This is a genomic window from Desulfolithobacter sp. (genome assembly GCF_054025815.1).
On record NZ_JBPMMS010000014.1, the window covers coordinates 67,574 to 83,632 of the forward strand.

The 16,059-nt window shown below is 57.1% G+C and carries 11 protein-coding genes and 1 tRNA gene; 5 read left to right on the forward strand and 7 right to left on the reverse strand.

Annotation, left to right across the window (positions count from 1 at the left end; all coding sequences use genetic code 11):
- Window positions 1-16: 16 nt before the first annotated feature.
- From ACXJJY_RS03970 to ACXJJY_RS03990, 5 genes are all read right to left on the reverse strand, one after another.
- Window positions 17-1,090, reverse strand: a complete 1,074-nt coding sequence (locus ACXJJY_RS03970; protein WP_456385410.1) for a deoxyguanosinetriphosphate triphosphohydrolase — start codon at window positions 1,088-1,090, stop codon at window positions 17-19.
- 152 nt (window positions 1,091-1,242) lie between these two features.
- The gene (locus tag ACXJJY_RS03975; RefSeq protein ID WP_456385411.1) at window positions 1,243-2,526 is read right to left on the reverse strand and encodes a (Fe-S)-binding protein; all 1,284 of its coding nucleotides are present in this window, start codon (window positions 2,524-2,526) and stop codon (window positions 1,243-1,245) included.
- Window positions 2,526-3,639, reverse strand: a protein-coding gene (prfB, locus tag ACXJJY_RS03980; RefSeq protein WP_456385412.1) for a peptide chain release factor 2 whose coding sequence is annotated in 2 segments (ribosomal slippage) — window positions 2,526-3,554 and window positions 3,556-3,639 — 1,113 coding nt in all. Because the reading frame shifts where the segments join, the coding sequence is not laid out codon by codon here. Before prfB ends, ACXJJY_RS03975 begins: the two co-directional genes overlap by 1 nt.
- Window positions 3,640-3,781: 142 nt before the next feature.
- The gene (gene lnt / locus ACXJJY_RS03985; RefSeq protein ID WP_456385413.1) at window positions 3,782-5,362 is read right to left on the reverse strand and encodes an apolipoprotein N-acyltransferase; all 1,581 of its coding nucleotides are present in this window, start codon (window positions 5,360-5,362) and stop codon (window positions 3,782-3,784) included.
- Between the two features lie 218 nt (window positions 5,363-5,580).
- A complete protein-coding gene (locus ACXJJY_RS03990; protein ID WP_456385414.1) occupies window positions 5,581-6,441 on the reverse strand; it encodes a hemolysin family protein in 861 nt (286 codons plus the stop codon).
- A 363-nt stretch (window positions 6,442-6,804) separates the two neighbouring features.
- On the opposite strand from ACXJJY_RS03990, the gene ACXJJY_RS03995 reads away from it, so the two are divergent.
- From ACXJJY_RS03995 to ACXJJY_RS04005, 3 genes are all read left to right on the forward strand, one after another.
- On the forward strand, window positions 6,805-8,208 hold the full coding sequence (locus tag ACXJJY_RS03995; RefSeq protein WP_456385415.1) for a biotin carboxylase N-terminal domain-containing protein: 1,404 nt from the start codon (window positions 6,805-6,807) through the stop codon (window positions 8,206-8,208).
- A gap of 93 nt (window positions 8,209-8,301) precedes the next feature.
- On the forward strand, window positions 8,302-10,569 hold the full coding sequence (locus ACXJJY_RS04000; RefSeq protein ID WP_456385416.1) for an acetyl-CoA carboxylase carboxyl transferase subunit alpha/beta: 2,268 nt from the start codon (window positions 8,302-8,304) through the stop codon (window positions 10,567-10,569).
- A gap of 126 nt (window positions 10,570-10,695) precedes the next feature.
- Window positions 10,696-10,771, forward strand: a tRNA-Lys gene (locus ACXJJY_RS04005).
- Window positions 10,772-10,927: 156 nt separating this feature from the next.
- Here the strand turns inward: ACXJJY_RS04005 and ACXJJY_RS04010 are convergent.
- The gene (locus tag ACXJJY_RS04010) at window positions 10,928-11,131 is read right to left on the reverse strand and encodes a DUF2905 domain-containing protein (protein ID WP_456385417.1); all 204 of its coding nucleotides are present in this window, start codon (window positions 11,129-11,131) and stop codon (window positions 10,928-10,930) included.
- A gap of 118 nt (window positions 11,132-11,249) precedes the next feature.
- Entirely contained in the window at window positions 11,250-12,218 is a 969-nt protein-coding gene (locus ACXJJY_RS04015) for a DMT family transporter (RefSeq protein ID WP_456385418.1), read from the reverse strand.
- Between ACXJJY_RS04015 and ACXJJY_RS04020 the strand changes: the two genes are divergently transcribed.
- Entirely contained in the window at window positions 12,210-14,669 is a 2,460-nt protein-coding gene (locus tag ACXJJY_RS04020; RefSeq protein WP_456385419.1) for a hypothetical protein, read from the forward strand. The genes ACXJJY_RS04015 and ACXJJY_RS04020 overlap by 9 nt on opposite strands.
- Window positions 14,666-16,024 (forward strand): DNA polymerase III subunit delta, encoded by a 1,359-nt coding sequence (holA, locus tag ACXJJY_RS04025; RefSeq protein ID WP_456385420.1) that lies wholly within the window; start codon window positions 14,666-14,668, stop codon window positions 16,022-16,024. The genes ACXJJY_RS04020 and holA overlap by 4 nt, the downstream gene beginning before the upstream one ends.
- Window positions 16,025-16,059 lie beyond the last annotated feature (35 nt).

Below are 16,059 nucleotides of genomic sequence, written 5' to 3' on the forward strand. Positions count from 1 at the left end.
GGAGCCTGCATGGATGTTAAAGCACACTCCACGGCTGGGGTATGAAGATGTGGGTATAGAGGTCAAGAGCGTACCGATCAGTCATGCCGGCGATGAAATCGCAGACCAGCCGGTGCCTCTTCCGCTCATCTTCCACCCCGTTCAGGGACGGGCGCTCGGCAAAAGGGATGCCGGAGCAGTTGGGGAACTCGTGTTCCATAAAGAAACTGTAGAGTTCCCTGATGATCTTCTGCGCCTTTTCAAACTCGGCATGGACCAGGTGGTTCCGGTACACATGATCGTAGAGAAAGGCCCGCAGCTCGGTGATGGTCTCCTGCATCGTCGGGCTGAGGTGCAGCCGGCCATCGTCGTGGCGCAGGGTCTCGCTTATCAGGTCCCGGACCATGGCATCGATCCGGCGCGACGGGTTATCGCCGATCACCCGGCGCAGATGGCCGGGCAGGTCCGTTTCCCTGATCATCTCGGCCCGCAGGGCATCGTCCATGTCGTGATTGAGATAAGCGATAATGTCAGCCACCCTGACGGCCTGTCCCTCTATGGTTGCGGGCAGTTCAGAGGAATCCTCGGGGAGGATATCACGATACCCCTTGGAATGCTTGATGATCCCGTTTCGTACTTCCCAGGTCAGGTTGAGCCCCGCACCATGATTTTCCAGAAAATCCACTACCCGCAGGCTCTGGATATAATGCCGAAATCCTCCGGGATGGAGCTGGTTGAGGCTAAACTCCCCGGCATGGCCAAAGGGAGTATGCCCGAGATCGTGCCCAAGGGCTATGGCCTCGGTCAGGTACTCGTTGAGCCGCAGGCAGACCGCGATGGTCCTGGCGATCTGGGAGACCTCAAGCACATGGGTGAGCCGAGTCCGATAGTGATCTCCGGCCGGGGCCAGGAAGACCTGGGTTTTATGCTTGAGGCGGCGAAAGGTCTTGGAATGAATGATCCTGTCCCGATCACGCTGGAAAACCGTACGCAGATCGCAATGATCCGGTTCATCCCGCAACCGGCCCCGGGACTCGCAACTCAGGCAGGCATACGGCGCCAGAATGCGTTGTTCCTGTTCTTCCTGTGCCTTACGGATACTTGTTCCCATGAAACCGGATAAACCCCTTGAATACCTGCCCGGAAGCCTCAACAATCAACAATTTTCAACCCGGCCCCTGCTGCTTAATCTCGTGCACAGCCTGCACACGCCTTTCCAGGACACACTCTTAGCAGCACTACCACCTTCAGACAAGGATTTTATTACCCGGCCTCAACCATTGCCTCGCCGGGGATTTTCTCTGTATCCTGCCCAAGACAATCGGCAAGAAAAACAGCAAGATGGGCCACGGGAACCGGCTTGGCGCTCCGGGCCATCCCCTGCTGCCACTGCATGAGGCAACCGGAACAGGTGGTCACCACCATCTCCGGACCCAGGGCCAGGGCTTTTTTCGCCGCCCTGGTAAAGATACGTTCCGACAGATCAGGACAGCCGATATGAAAAAGCCCACCCTGGCCGCAACAGGATCCGGGCTTCTCCGGATTGACCAGATGCGCCTTTGCCACAAGCTTGATCAGCTTTCTCGGCATTTCCCGTCCAGGAGCGGAAAATCGGAGATGGCACGGATCATGGTAGAAAAGGACCATCTCTCTCCGGGCGACAAACGGGAAACCCTGCATGCGGGCGAGAAAAAAGTCCGAAAACTCCCGCACCCGGTTGCTGAATTCGCGGGCCCGCACACGCCAGGGAGGATCATCCAGAAAGAGCTCGGGATACCTCTGAAGATGAGCAAAACAGGAAGCGCAGGAGGTCAGAATCGGGCCGGAAGAACCACCAAAGGCCTGGATGTTTCGCCGAGCAAGCTCCCGGGCCTGATCACGTTTTCCGGCCGACCAGGCGGCCAGGCCACAGCATTCCTGGGCCCCGGGTACCACAGCGAAACTGCCGATGGCTACCCGGCACAGCTTCTGTGTCGCCCCGGCCACCGAGGGTTGCAGATAACGGGCCAGGCAGCCTGTAAAATACTGAATCCCCGGACCAGCGTCTTCGCCCTCCTTTCCCTTGAGATGCGGCTCTACCATACCGGAACCAGCTCCTTCCTCAAGGATACCAAGCCTTATCCGCATCCCGCTGGAGACCGGCAGGGAGCGCAGTCTTTTGAAACCGATACCCGCCCGGACCAACATCTGCAGAAGCGCAGGATGGTCCAGGGTCATCCGGGCCAGCTCCCTGACAACGCCATGGGGCCCGTAAAACCGGGAAAACCAGCTCCGGGCCAGGCTGACCACCTCGGTTACCTCGATGTTACGCGGGCAGACCGACTCACAGGCGCCGCAAAGCAGACAGCGGGAAAAAATCTCCCTGAAATGTGGCGAAGAATGACCGGCCAATCCGGTTCCCAGGAGGTGGAGTCGGCCACGCGCGGTCAGCGACTCCCGGCCGCTGACCCGGTACACCGGGCAAACCACCGAGCAGGATCCGCATTTGGCACAGCTCCGCACCAGCTTGTCGAGGATTTGGTGCTGCCCCTTCCCCGAGGCATCCACTACGATGGCTGCCAGAGCAGGTAGGATTTGATGAACGGGTCCAGACGACCGTCGAGGACCGCATCCACGTTGCCCTCCTCGTGATCGGTACGATGGTCCTTGATCATCCGATAGGGCTGAAGCACATAGGAACGGATCTGGCTGCCCCAGGCAATCTCCTTCTTGTCGCCGTGGAGGTTTTCCTGCTCTCTGGCCTGTTCCTCTTTTTCCTTTTCGTAGAGCCGGGCCATGAGCATCTTCATGGCCATGTCCTTGTTCCGGTGCTGGGAGCGCTCGTTCTGGCACTGGACCACGATACCAGTGGGCAGATGGGTGATGCGGATGGCCGAATCCGTCTTGTTAACATGCTGACCACCGGCGCCGCTGGCCCGGTAGGTATCGATGCGCAGATCCTTTTCATTGATGTCGATCTCGATGGTTTCATCGAGCTCTGGCAGGACCATGACCGAGGCAAAGGAGGTGTGCCTGCGGCCCGAGGTGTCAAAGGGTGAAATCCGCACCAGTCGGTGGATACCCACCTCGGAACGAAGATAGCCAAAGGCGTACTTTCCCTTGATGAGGATAGTGACCGACTTGGTCCCGGCCTCGTCACCGGGCAGGTGATCGAGGATGTCGGTCTTGAAGCCCTTGTCCTCGGCCCAGCGCAGGTACATGCGCATGAGCATGTCGACCCAGTCCTGGGCCTCGGTGCCACCGGCGCCGGCATGGATAGTAAGAATGGCGTTGTTCATGTCATGCTCGCCGGAGAACATGCACTGGACTTCAACCACATCGACCCGCTTGCGCAGCTCGTCCAGACTCGAGACCACCTCGTCGTAGGTCTCGGCATCCCGTTCCTCCACGGCCATGTCGAGCAGCATGTCAGCCTCTTCCAGCTCCTCGAAATTTTTTTCCCAGACCGCGATGATGTCCTGGAGCTGACCAAGCTCTTTCTGGACCTTCTTGGCCCGGGCCTGGTCGTTCCAGAACTCCGGATCCATGGTCTCCTTTTCCAGCCTGGCTGCTTCCTCTTTCTTGCCGGCTAAGTCAAAGATGCTCCTTCAGGGCCAGCATCCGGCCCTTGAGATCCTGCAGTTTCTGTTTCGCTTCCGAGGCGTCGATCAGTTGAGCCATAACTTTTTTCCTTTTGCATTCGTTGGTATGTTCAAGCTGCCCGGATGCAGCGTACTTTTCAAGAACCGCAACCTTATATTTTACCAGAACATTACCAAACTCTCAAGCCATGTTCTCCCAAGGCCGATGAACCCTCCACCCGTCACCTCCCGGAAATACCTGCCTGACGACGCCAGAAAACGAGCAGAGCTGGAACCAGGGCCAGACAGACGGCGCCGAACCGGTAACCGGAACCGGTGAAGAGGGTCTTCTCCCTGTACATGGGCACATTCCCGGTCAGGGCGGCGGCCTCGAAAATCCTGCTCCTGGCAAGAACGTTGCCCAGGGGATCGACAAACCCGGAAATGCCGGTATTGGCGGCCCGCACCAGAGACCGGCGATTCTCCACCGCGCGGAAGACGGCCATGGCAAAAGTCTGATGCGGGGCACTGGACCGGCCGTACCAGGCATCATTGGTCAGATTGACGAGGATATTGGCCCCGCGCAGGACCTCCTGGCGGGCCAGCTCGGAAAAGATGGACTCAAAGCAAATCAAGACCCCGATTTTCATGTCGCCTGCCTTCAGCGGCTCCGGGGAGGTTCCCGGCGAAAAATCTCCCACATTCTCCACCACCGGCTTGAGAAAGGGGAGAAACTTTTTCAAGGGCACATATTCCCCGAACGGCACCAGGTGCTGCTTGTCGTAGCGACCGGTGACGATACCAGAGGGGGAAACCAGCAGTGCGGAGTTGAAGAAGGCTATTCTGTCCCTGCCGGCCGCCCCCTGTCCGGCCAACTTCCGGTAGGTGGGCGCTCCGGTCAACAGCCAGACATTTTCCCGACGGGTGAAATCGTAGAGCCTGGCGGCCAGAGGATCATCCTGGGGATAAAACGGCAGTGCGGTCTCAGGCCAAACCACAAGCTCCGAGGTATGCCCGGCCAGGGCCTGGCGGGAAAGGCGCTCATAGGCGGACACAGTGGAGGCCTTGAAAGCCGGACTCCACTTCCTGTCCTGCCTGATATTTCCCTGGACCACGGTGATCCGGGCCTGGAGGCTCCGCTGGACCAGAGGAGCCAGTGTCCGGTAGCGCAACAGGGAATATCCGGCCACAAAAACAAAAAAACAGCACAGCCCCAGCATCACCCGCTGCTCGCGACGCCGGTTCCATTCCACCCCGGGCTTCTGCCGATGAATAAAGTAGAAGATCAGGCTGTTGGCCAGCATAAGCCAGAAGCCCACCAGATAATGCCCGCCCAGGTCCGCGGCCTGAATCAGCCCCGGTTGTCCGGCCAGGCCATAGGCGATATCCATCCAGGGGAAGCCGGAAAAGAGAAGACCCCGCCCATACTCGAGCCCGGTCCAGAGCAGCGGCGCCATCCACACCATGGTGGACAGAGGACGTTCCCGGTAGAAATACCGGCCGGCGAAAAAACTGAGCAGCAAACAGAACAGGCCCCAGTAAAGGGCCATGTACAGAGCCAGAGCCACAAGCACGGGAACAGCCGCCCAGAGAGGCAGCCCGCCATAATGCCCAAGAACGATGACGATCCAGTAGAGCAATACCAGATGATAGACCAATCCGCCGGCCAGGCCGAAAAAGGCCGCACGCCGGGGCGTCTGATGGAGCGAAATACCCAGCAGAGGAATAAAGGCGACGAAAAGCAGCATCCAGGCCCCGGCTCCGCCGGGCATGGCCAGGGCGAGAAGCGCAGCGGTTGCCAGAGCAGAACCCGCCAGCCGCACAGGACTACCTGAAGGGACCATTCTGTTAGTACCGTTGATCCATGAACACCCATGCAGGCTCCCACCGCCTGCACAACAAAAGTTGAAAGCTATTATTACTCCCTGGAGAGCGGGACGAGACTTTCATGTAACAGGCTGTTGAACCAAAGGCCTTGACAAAACGGGATACAATGTGGACGAAATATCGTCTGCCTGTTCGATCTTCGACATTCAAAAAATTATTCTTCCCGCCGTATCCGGACACTCTTGATCCTCCGCTTGTCAGCGGCAAGAACCTTGAAGACCAGCGGCCCGATACGAATTTCAGCCCCGGCCTGAGGAACCCGGCTGAGCTGATGAATGACCAGGCCTCCCACCGATTCATAAGGTCCCCCGGGTAATTGGACCCCAAAATGGCTTTCCACCTCTTCGATATCTATCTTGGCATCCACCACAATGGTCCGCTCATCCACCACCAGAAGTTCCCGTTCCTCCTGGTCGTGCTCATCATCGATCTCTCCGACGATCTCCTCGATGACATCTTCCAGGGTGACCAGGCCACGCACCCCTCCAAATTCGTCGGTAACAATGGCCATATGGTTTTTTTTGGACTGAAAATCCCGCAGCAGCTCGGTGATCGGTTTGGATTCCGGAATGAACGTGGGGGGATTGAGATAGGGTTGCAGAGAAGGACTATCCTCATCCTGGAGGGAACAGATCCGCAACAGATCCCGGGCATGGAGAATACCGATGATATTGTCCTGATTGCCCCGATAGATGGGAATCCTGGTAAACCCCTCTTCGGTGACAAGGCGAATAAGCTCCGGCAGTGGCGTGCTCTCCTCGGCGCAGATCATTTCCACCGACGGGGTCATGATCTCCGAAGCCACAGTTTCCCTGAAATCGAAAATCGAATTGATGAGCCGCTCTTCCTGCGAGCTGATCAGCCCCTGTTCTTCGCCCTCTTCCAGCAACTCCTGGATCTCCTGCTCCAGCTCTTCCGTGGTGTCAGGTGGACGGTTGAAGCGCATCAGTCCCCGCAGCCAGGCAGGAAATCGTCTTTCAGGACCATTTTTCTGGTCGGTCTCTTTTGTTTTCATCAAAGATACTGTTTTATCGGCATGGATTCCGGCCAGGCGGCAAAGAAAGGGAAAGCCTCCCTGGTGACTGACGCCGGCAGACCATGTTTTTATGCACGTCCGGATTTGTAAGATACACCCTAATCCCTTTCCCCTGCTCAAAGTCAAGAAAAAAACAAATTGTCTCCTCCCGCGAACAGGCCCTGAGGGCGGCGAAATGAAATTCACCTGATTCAGGTCTTTGCAAGTTGTGACAGGTAGGGTATTGTATACGATTCAATCTGACACAGTCTATAATCTCTCCCATGCATTTTTCAGGAAACCTGCCCGGACAGGAGCAAGGTTCCGGGATATTATCGCACTTATAAACAAAGAGGATTTCGCGTGCAGGGCAAAATTCTGATCGCCAACCGCGGAGAAATAGCCATACGGATAATGGAGGCCTGCGAGAGCCTGGGCCTCGAGTATGTGGTCGTCTATACCGAGGCGGACCGGGATTCCGAGCATGTCCAGCGAAACCGGCTCTCCGGCCCCGGCCAGAATGCCTGGCGGGTGACCAGTTACACCGATCCCAATGATATCCTGGCCGTGGCCGATCACACACAATGCACGGCCATCCATCCCGGCTACGGATTTTTTTCCGAAGATTACCGGTTCGCCCGCAGAGTGACTATCCGCGACCGGCCCCTGATCTTCATCGGTCCAAGCTGGGAGGTCATCAAGGACCTGGGCGACAAAATCAATACCAAGCGGGTGGCCAACAAGCTTGGAATCCCCACCATTCCCGGCACAGACAGCCCCATCTACAATGAAATGGAAGCCGAGGAAATCGCCCAGCATCTCTTTGACGTCCAGGAAGAACAGGGCATCGCCAGGCCGGCGGTCCTGATCAAGGCAGCGGCCGGTGGTGGCGGCATGGGCATCGAGGAGGTCAACCGGATCGAACAGTTCCGCCGGGTCTACCGCCAGGTGCAAAACTATGCCAAGCGCCAGTTCGGTGACGGGGGTGTGCTCATCGAACAGAGGCTGCGCGATTTCAACCATCTCGAGGTCCAGCTGGTCTGCTCCCGCCATAACGAGCGGGTCCACTTCAGCTCCCGCAACTGCACCATCCAGTCCACGGGCCGGCAAAAACGGATCGAGGCCGCCCCCGGCTTTGACAACTCCTGCTTCGACTATGAATTCGATGCCGACGAGCTGCTCGACCGGATCGTCAACTATTCCCTCAAGCTGGCCGACCACGTCAAATACGACAATGTAGGCACCTGGGAATGGATTGTCAGCCGCACTGGCCAGCCATACCTGCTGGAGGTCAACACCCGTATCCAGGTTGAAAACGATGTCTCGGCCAGAATAAGTTATCTCAACGGCAAACACCCGAACCTGATCCGTGAACAGATTCGGCTGGCCCTTGGAGAGCCCATGGGATACAGTCAGGAAGATATCGAGTTCCGCGGCGCCAGCATCGAACTGCGGATCGTGGCTGAAAACACCCAGCGCGATTTTGCGCCGTGGATCGGCACCATCACCCGTTTCGACCTGCCCTCCTGTGAATGGTCGGCGGTCTACACCCACGTTCCCTCGGACCGGCCCTATCCCATTCCCAGCGAATACGACCCGAACCTGGCCCTGGCCCTTGTCTGGGGAGATTCCATGGAAGAGGCCAAGGCGAGGGCCCGGGAGTTCATCGACAACACGGTCATCGAAGGAGAGGACAGCTCCGGAGGCTCCATCATCACCAACCTGCGCTATCTCCGGGAAAATCTTGACCGACTGCTGACATTTTAACAACCTGTGGCCGATCAGCGGCCCACGTTTTTTCTACCCCTGTCTTTCTTGCAGGCCGATGGCGAAAGCTGCCGGCCGACGAATCATATATCTATGAATGATCTGTTAAAAAAACTCCAGGACATCGAGCAGCGCATCAGCTGCCTGATCCATATCAAGGACACGGACAACTGGGGCAACCTCTCGGTCTTTCGTGACGAATGCGAGCAGCTCAAAAATTCGTTCTACGACCTGGACGAAGACGCCCTCGGCGCGGCCCTGATCCGGCTCGAAGAGGCGGTGATCTTCCTCGAGGAGCGATGCGAGGCCGAGCTGACCCCGATGGAACGGGTACGAATCGTCCGCAGCCCGCTCAGGTTTTCACTCAAGGACATCCTGGAAAATGTCTACGAGGAATACACCGAGCTGGGCGGCGAAGGCGAGGCCAACATTGACCCGGCCATGATGGTCGCCAAGGCGTATATCGTCCGTCGAATCAAGAAAAAACCCTACACCTCACCGGTCATGGTCATTGGCCAGGAAGTGGGCCATGCCGAGGAATTCCGTAACGGCGGCTCATGCAAGCCCTGGGGCAACGAAAAGGCCCTGCGCTACATGAAGGTCGCCGAAACCGAAGGCATACCGATCCATTTCTATATTTTCACTCCCGGTTCCTACCCGGTGGAGGAATACCCCGGCGCAGCCCAGCAGATCGCCCGCAACCTGTACGCCATGACCAAACTCAGGGTACCAATGATCTCGGTTATTTCCGAAGGCGGATCCGGCGGAGCCGAGGCCATTGGCCTGTCCGATTTCCGACTGATGTTTTCCCATGGATACTATTCGGTTATCTCCCCCGAAGGGGCTGCGGCCATTGAGGGCAAGGTGCGGGAAGGACAGAAAGTACCCCCGGAGCTGGTCGAAAACTGTGCCCGTCAGCTTCACATCACGGCCGAGGAAAACCTCAAGCTCGGCACCATCGACCGAATCATCCAGGAACCACCCCTGGGCGCCAGGAACGACGACTTCAACTTCTTTGCCCTGGTACGCTCGGAGATAATCCGGGCCACCGACGAGGTAGTGCTCAAGACCAAGAGCCTGCGTGGATTCAGGGCTTATGAGGTGAAACGCAAAAAGGCGGAAAAGCCGGAAGAAGCTCCCCAGATCGATATTCCCTGGAACTTGAACGATGCAGAAATCAAACGGCTGCTGACCCTGCGTTCGAAAAAATACCGGGAAATGGCCATGCACGGCTTTGGAGGCCAGACATTGCCGGCCGAAAACATTCTGCGCTCGGTCACGACCCTCACCGAAAAGCTCTATTACACCTTCCGCTACGATATTCTCAAAACCCAGCAGAAACAGATGCAGAAGGCCATCAAGGAGGTCTCCGGCGAAGGATCTGCCTTTCTCAAGCGGATCACTTCACCCTTTACCTCGGCCTACGACATGATCCGCCGCAAGGAGGATCGCAAGAAGGCCCCACGGTCCTCGCCCCAGGTACTGACACCGTCCATCAGCAACTACCAGGATCCCCTGGAACTGACCGACACCTACACCAGTCCGGTGGCCAACGAGGACCGGACGGTAACCTGTCCCAACGCGGAGAAGTACGGCTGCAAGGATCTCTGGGTTCCGGATCTCTACGGTGAATTCTGCGGGGTCTGCGAGACCTGTGGCCACCATTTTCCCCTGGAGTACCAGTGGTATCTGAAAAATATCTTTGATCCCGAATCGATCCGGGTTTTCAACAACGATATCTATTCCAAAAATCCCCTGGGCTACAAGGGCTTTGACGAGCGGCTGCGGATGTCGCGCTCCAAAACCGGCCTTGGCTGTGCCAACCTGACGTTCCATGCCCGGATTATGGACATCAACCTGGTGGTCACCATGCTGTTCTCCGATTTCCGTAACGGCACTGTGGGATCGGCGGAAGGAGAAAAATTCGTTCAGGCCTGCGAAATTGCCCGGCGTAAAAAAAGACCACTGCTTGCCTATGTCCACACCACCGGCGGAATCCGGATCCAGGAAGGCACGCTCGGGGTTATCCAAATGCCCAAGTGCACCATGGCGGTGAGGGAATATATAGATGCCGGCGGACTTTACATCGTCGTCTATGACAACAACTCCTATGCCGGGCCGGTGGCCTCGTTTCTTGGCTGCTCGCCGTACCAGTTTGCCATCCGCTCCTGCCGGATCGGCTTTGCCGGGCCACGGGTTATCCGGGAGACCACGGGACAGGATATACCGCCGGATTATCACAAGGCACGCAATGCCTTGAAACGGGGCCACATCCAGGGCATCTGGGATCGGCGCGATTTCAGGCGTAACCTGTACAAGGCCCTGCTCACCATGGGCAGCCCGAGCCTCTATTATCGATAACAGGCTGTTGAGCAAGACGCCAAAAAACAGGCTCAGGACCACCGCTTCTCCTTGACGGCCTGTTGTTCTTGTGCTAAGAAGAGACCGTTTTTCCGCATCACGCATCAGAAAGTATTTGCAATTGCAGGGCCGTTAGCTCAGCTGGTAGAGCAGTGGACTCTTAATCCATTGGTCCGGGGTTCGAATCCCTGACGGCCCACCAGAAAACAAAAAAGGACCTGGTCAGTGAGCCAGGTCCTTTTTTTTCCCATTGCGAGCTTCACTCGAAACACCGCCAGACACAAGCGGTCACAGGGCAGCTGAAAAATCCTGAGACTGAAATCGCTCTATCAAAGTTGTTTCAACTTGCCGCTTTTCCTCAAAACTTTCGACTGATCCACAGAATCAGGCTGAGGACGACGCTGACCACGATGGAAGTGGTCAGCGGAAAATAAAAACGAAAGTTTTCCCGGCTGATAATGATATCGCCGGGCAGTCTGCCAAAGGGCAGGTTTTTAATCCAGGGCCAGAGAAGCCCGGCTGCCACCAGCAGCACGCCAAGAAAAATCAACGTCCTTGCCATCCCTTCTCTCCTGTTTGCTTTTCTGCACCGAAATTTTTACACTCCTCTGTATCCAGACGACATCAGGGAGCCGGAACATTCCGGGTGATCCCGGGTCTACGGTTCCGGCGGTTCCAGATCAGGAACGTGCGGGTCGTCCCGGGTTCTTTATCCTTGTGTCCGACCCGGATCCGCGATCTCTTGCTTCAGGGTCGTTCTGGCTGAACATCACCCCTGCAAAGACCAACAGGCAGGCCACGATCTGCCAGGGTCTCAAACGCTCGTCCAGAATCAAAAACCCCATAACTATAGTAAACACCGGAATGAGATTGATAAAGGCTGCCGCCTGATTTGCCGGCACCTTGCTGATACCGTAATTGTACAGCCCGTACGCCCCCACGGTCACGGCGATCCCCAGGTAGACCACAGCCCCCAGCCCGGAAATGGTAATGGTCCGGGGCAGCTCGGTGGCTGGCAGAAAGATCAGTGGCAGGAAGAAGACCGTACCGATAAATGCCTGGACCGCGGTTAAAAAGAAGGGCGGCAGATCGCGGCTTAAATATTTCATCAAAATGATGTATCCTGTGGCACTGATCATGGCGAGAAACTCGAGAAAATTACCGAGAGCCGGCCGTGGCGCCTCCTGATCAAAGCCGGCGGCGCAGCTGAGCCAGATGGCACCGGCCGCGGCCAGGACAAAGCCCAGCACGGTCCGCAACCCGATACGCTCACCCAGGAAAAACCCGGCCGCCATGGCCACCATAAGGGGCAGCATGGTGGTAATCATGGCTGCCTGCGAGGCGCTGGTGTTCTGCAGGGCAGCCGCTTCGAGCAGAAAATAGAGACACGGTTCGAAAAACCCCATGGCCAGCAGCATGGGCAGGTGTTCTTTTCCAAGCGAAACCCGTCGAAAAGATGGTATAAACGGAACAAAACAGAGTGCGGCAACGGCCATGCGGCCAAAAACAACCACCATGGGCGAGAGCTCACGGAAGGCAAGCTTCATGGCCACAAACGAACTTCCCCACAGCAGCATGGCAGTGAGCAGCGCCAGGGTGGGAAGCAGACGGCCCCTGGATATTATGGACGACAAGAGATAATGCATCATCGCCACACCATATACCCACAGATTTCAAGGGCAATCATTTTTTTACCGCTCACCCTGCTGCTCCTTGCCCTTTCCTGCCCGGACCTTCGTGCCGGCCGCACGAAATCCGACGATGTCAGCTGGAGGCGTACTGTGGAGCTGTACCAGATGGTGCCCTGCCTGACCGAAGATGAACTGGATTTCGGCCGGGAGGTCATCCGGGGCCTTGACTACAACAGTCAACGCTGTTTCCGCCGCATCTGCCTGCTGCCCGGAATCGATTTCGAACACAGCCGACGGGCCTGGGCCGAACTGCTGCGACTCAACCTCTCCTATGAACAGACCCTCTCCTTTGAACAATGGACTCTGCTCAGGGGAGTGGACGCCGAGCTGGCCATCCAGGCCTTGGGAAAAATCAAAACCCTCAGCTACGAGGCCGGCCGCGCCTTCCGCGCTTACCTGCAACTGCCCGGCATCACTCCACGCCACGCCCTGCAGACCATTTCCCTGCTGACCAGCATGGAGGACGCCAACAACCGGGCGGTCCGGGCCTTTTTCACCATCCAGGACATCGACGCTGACCTGGCCCTGGACGGGCTCATGGTCCTGGCCCTGCTCAAAGATAAACAGGGCTGGGCCTGCGAATCTTTTGCTTCCATACGGAACATGAACACCCAAACCATGCTCGATGCCCTGCCCTTGTTCAGGCAACTGCGCCAGGACGATGCCTGGAATGCCCACAAGCTCTTTCTCCAGCCCGATATGGACCGGATCAGCGGCTGGAACTGGCTGGTACGTTATTTCGCCAATCCTTCCGAAATCCAGGAGATCCAGTACTATAAACTCTCAAGGGAAGACAAAAAAGCCCTCTTGCGGGCCTTTTACGACGGCGGAGAGGAAATTATCTGGAAGATCAACAACCTGCATTCGATAACAGACCGGTTCGGTTTCGAAATTTCCCTGGCCGTGCTGCGGCGCTGGTCTGACCGGGACCTGCGTCGGAAATTCGAGCAGCTCTCGAGGGAGGTGGTGTACGAATATGGCACGGAATTTTACCGGGCATTTGACGCTGACAAAAAAGCGGCCATGATCACAGCCCTGCGCCGTGCCACTGCGGCCGAGAGAAAAGCCACGGCCCGCAACCTGACATCGCCAAACATCTACGCCCTTCTGGCCCAGGGAAGCGAGCTCTACGATTCGTCGTTCCGGGACATTCTGGTCCCGGTGCTGAAGAAGCGGATAAGGGAGAAATACAGGGACAACCTTCTGTCCTTTCTCCAGGATACCGACCCGGACAACATGCTGGTCTCAAGCTTCATCGTCAGCCTGGCCCAGAAAGGTAAACTGACCACCTTTTTCCCGGAAAACGAACCGGAGCAGGAACAGATTCTCAACCTGGTGGCCAGGTCCGCTTTCAAGGATCAAGATTCGATCATCATCTTTTCCGCCACCTTCATGCACCTGCTTGAAGTGCTCAAACCGTCGGCCCGCAGCTACCTGGTCGAACGGATGGTGGAAGAAGCCGACCGGGGCAGCGAAGTATTCTCCCGCCTGATCAGCGTCATTCTCCAGTACTACCTGCAGGAATACCCCGATCTCCTGGGACCGGAGGACAAGTTGCGGATTATCCGGATGACCGTACGGCTTGGAGCAGTGAATCTCGGCCGCTACCTGGCCACACCCTTTTCAGAATGGAAAGCAGATGGCCGGCTTGCCTCCATCTCGGTGTTTCATCCAGACGATGACGGCCGCCGCTCTTTCCTGTCCAACGGCCGCATCCTGCTCAAAAACGGCTATCATCTCGCCCTCTCCGACCAGTACACTCTGATGCCACTTTCCGCAGCCAGACGCCAGGAGATACGAAATCTGATCAAAGCGACCCGGAGCCATCATGCAACCCTGCTGCGACTGTACCAGGCCATGCTCCAGACCCGCTTCGCCCTGGAGTTCAGAAAGAATATCAATGGAATCGAGATACGCCACGCGGTTTACATATACAAGGACCAGAAGGATCAGCAGAAACTGCTGACCCGGTTCCTCCGCAGCGGTGACGAGATGTTTGCCCAGCGCGGCCACAGTTACTGGCGTTCGGAACAGATCACCGATCCACTCACCGAGCTCCTTCGGGAACGGATCATTTCCAGCGCCGACCTTACTGCCAAACAGCGATTTCTCAGTCTTGGTTCCTGCGGCGGGGTCAAAGCCTACACCAAGCTGACCCGGATGTTCCTTGGCCATGTGGATCTGCTGGCCACCATCGGTACTGGTATGGCCGTGATCAACGATCCCTACAACAAAAATTTCTTCGAGGTGATCGCCCGCAACCCTTCAGAGATAACCTGGAAAGACGTGGCTGTCCAGTCGGCCCACATCTTCGGTCAGAACCTGGGCCGCGACTATCTGCAACCCGGCTCCCTCCCGGCCATTCTCCACAAGCTGCTGGAAGAGTCAAAAAAGGACGATCCGTCATGACACTGATCAGCCGGGAAAAACTGACATCCCTGGTCAAGCAGATCAAACAGGGGAACATTTCGCAGGTTTACCTGGTATTTGGCGACAGGTACCTTTGCCAGCAGGCCGCCGACATCCTGTGCCAGGCCCTGATGTCCGACGGCGGTACCGTCCATGCCGTTGACGGCGAACAGGAGGACCTGGCTGTCACCCTTTTGAATCTGCGCAGCTTCAGCCTCCTGCCCGGCCGGCAGATCTACCGGGTCAGTGATACCAGGCTGTTTCATTCAAAAAACGTGGCCGGTGGTCTGTGGAAAAAAATGTGTGCAGCCCGGGAAAACAACAAGGAGGACCTGGCTGCCCGTCACCTGCAATCCATGCTCGTTGCCGCAGGACTTGATCCCGCGGATCCGGAACTGTGCCTGGCCGGGTTGGCAGCCACCCGGTGGAAGCAATACTTTGGTTTTCCAAAGCCGGGAGATCCCCTGGACTGGCTTGAACCTTTGCGCGAAAAAGCAGGCTCCCTGCCGACACCGTCTTCCAGCGCCGATCCGGTGGACATTTTTAAAAAAATTCACCACGAAGGCCTGCCTGAAAACAACATCCTCCTCCTGCTGTCCGAGGAAGTTGACAGGCGCAAAAAACTGTTCAAACTGTTTAAGGACAAGTTTACAGTGATTGACTGCAGCGTGGAGAGCGGCAGCTCGTCCAGGGCGCAGAAGGTCCAGAAATCGGTTCTCCGTGAGCTGGTCAAAAAAACCATGGACGAATTTGGCAAGACCATGCCGGCCCCGGTCACGGACCGGCTCATCGAACGGGTTGGTTTTCATCCGGTGGCCGTGGTCATGGAAAGTGAAAAGCTGGCCCTCTATGTGGGTAATCGGCAGCGGATCACCCCTGAAGACCTGGACGCGGTGGTCGGCCGAACCAGGCAGGAAGCGCTTTTTGAGCTCACCGACGCGGTGGGGAAAAAAAATCTCGACAGGGCCCTGCTTGTTGCCGGGCGTATCCAGGAAAACGGTATCCATCCGCTGGCCATCATCGCCACCCTGCGCAATTATGCCCGCACCCTGCTGCTGTTCAGGTCGCTGCTGATGCAGGAGCGCTATGACTACCGGCCGACCATGAACGCTGACCAGTTCAAAGGGCAGTGCCTGCCCCTGCTCAAGGAAAACGGTTCCTGGGCAACGGAACTGAGCGGGCACCCTTATGCGCTGTTCATGCAGTTTCGCACCGCGGCCTCGTTTTCCCTGACCACCCTGTGTCGCTGGCCCCGTCTGATCCTGGAGGGTGAACTGCGTCTCAAAGGCTCTCCGGTATCGGCCCGGACGGTGATCGCACACCTGCTCGCCTCCATGCTTTCCAGGGAAGCGTAAACCGGTCTTGCCAAAAAATTAACGGAGTATTACAA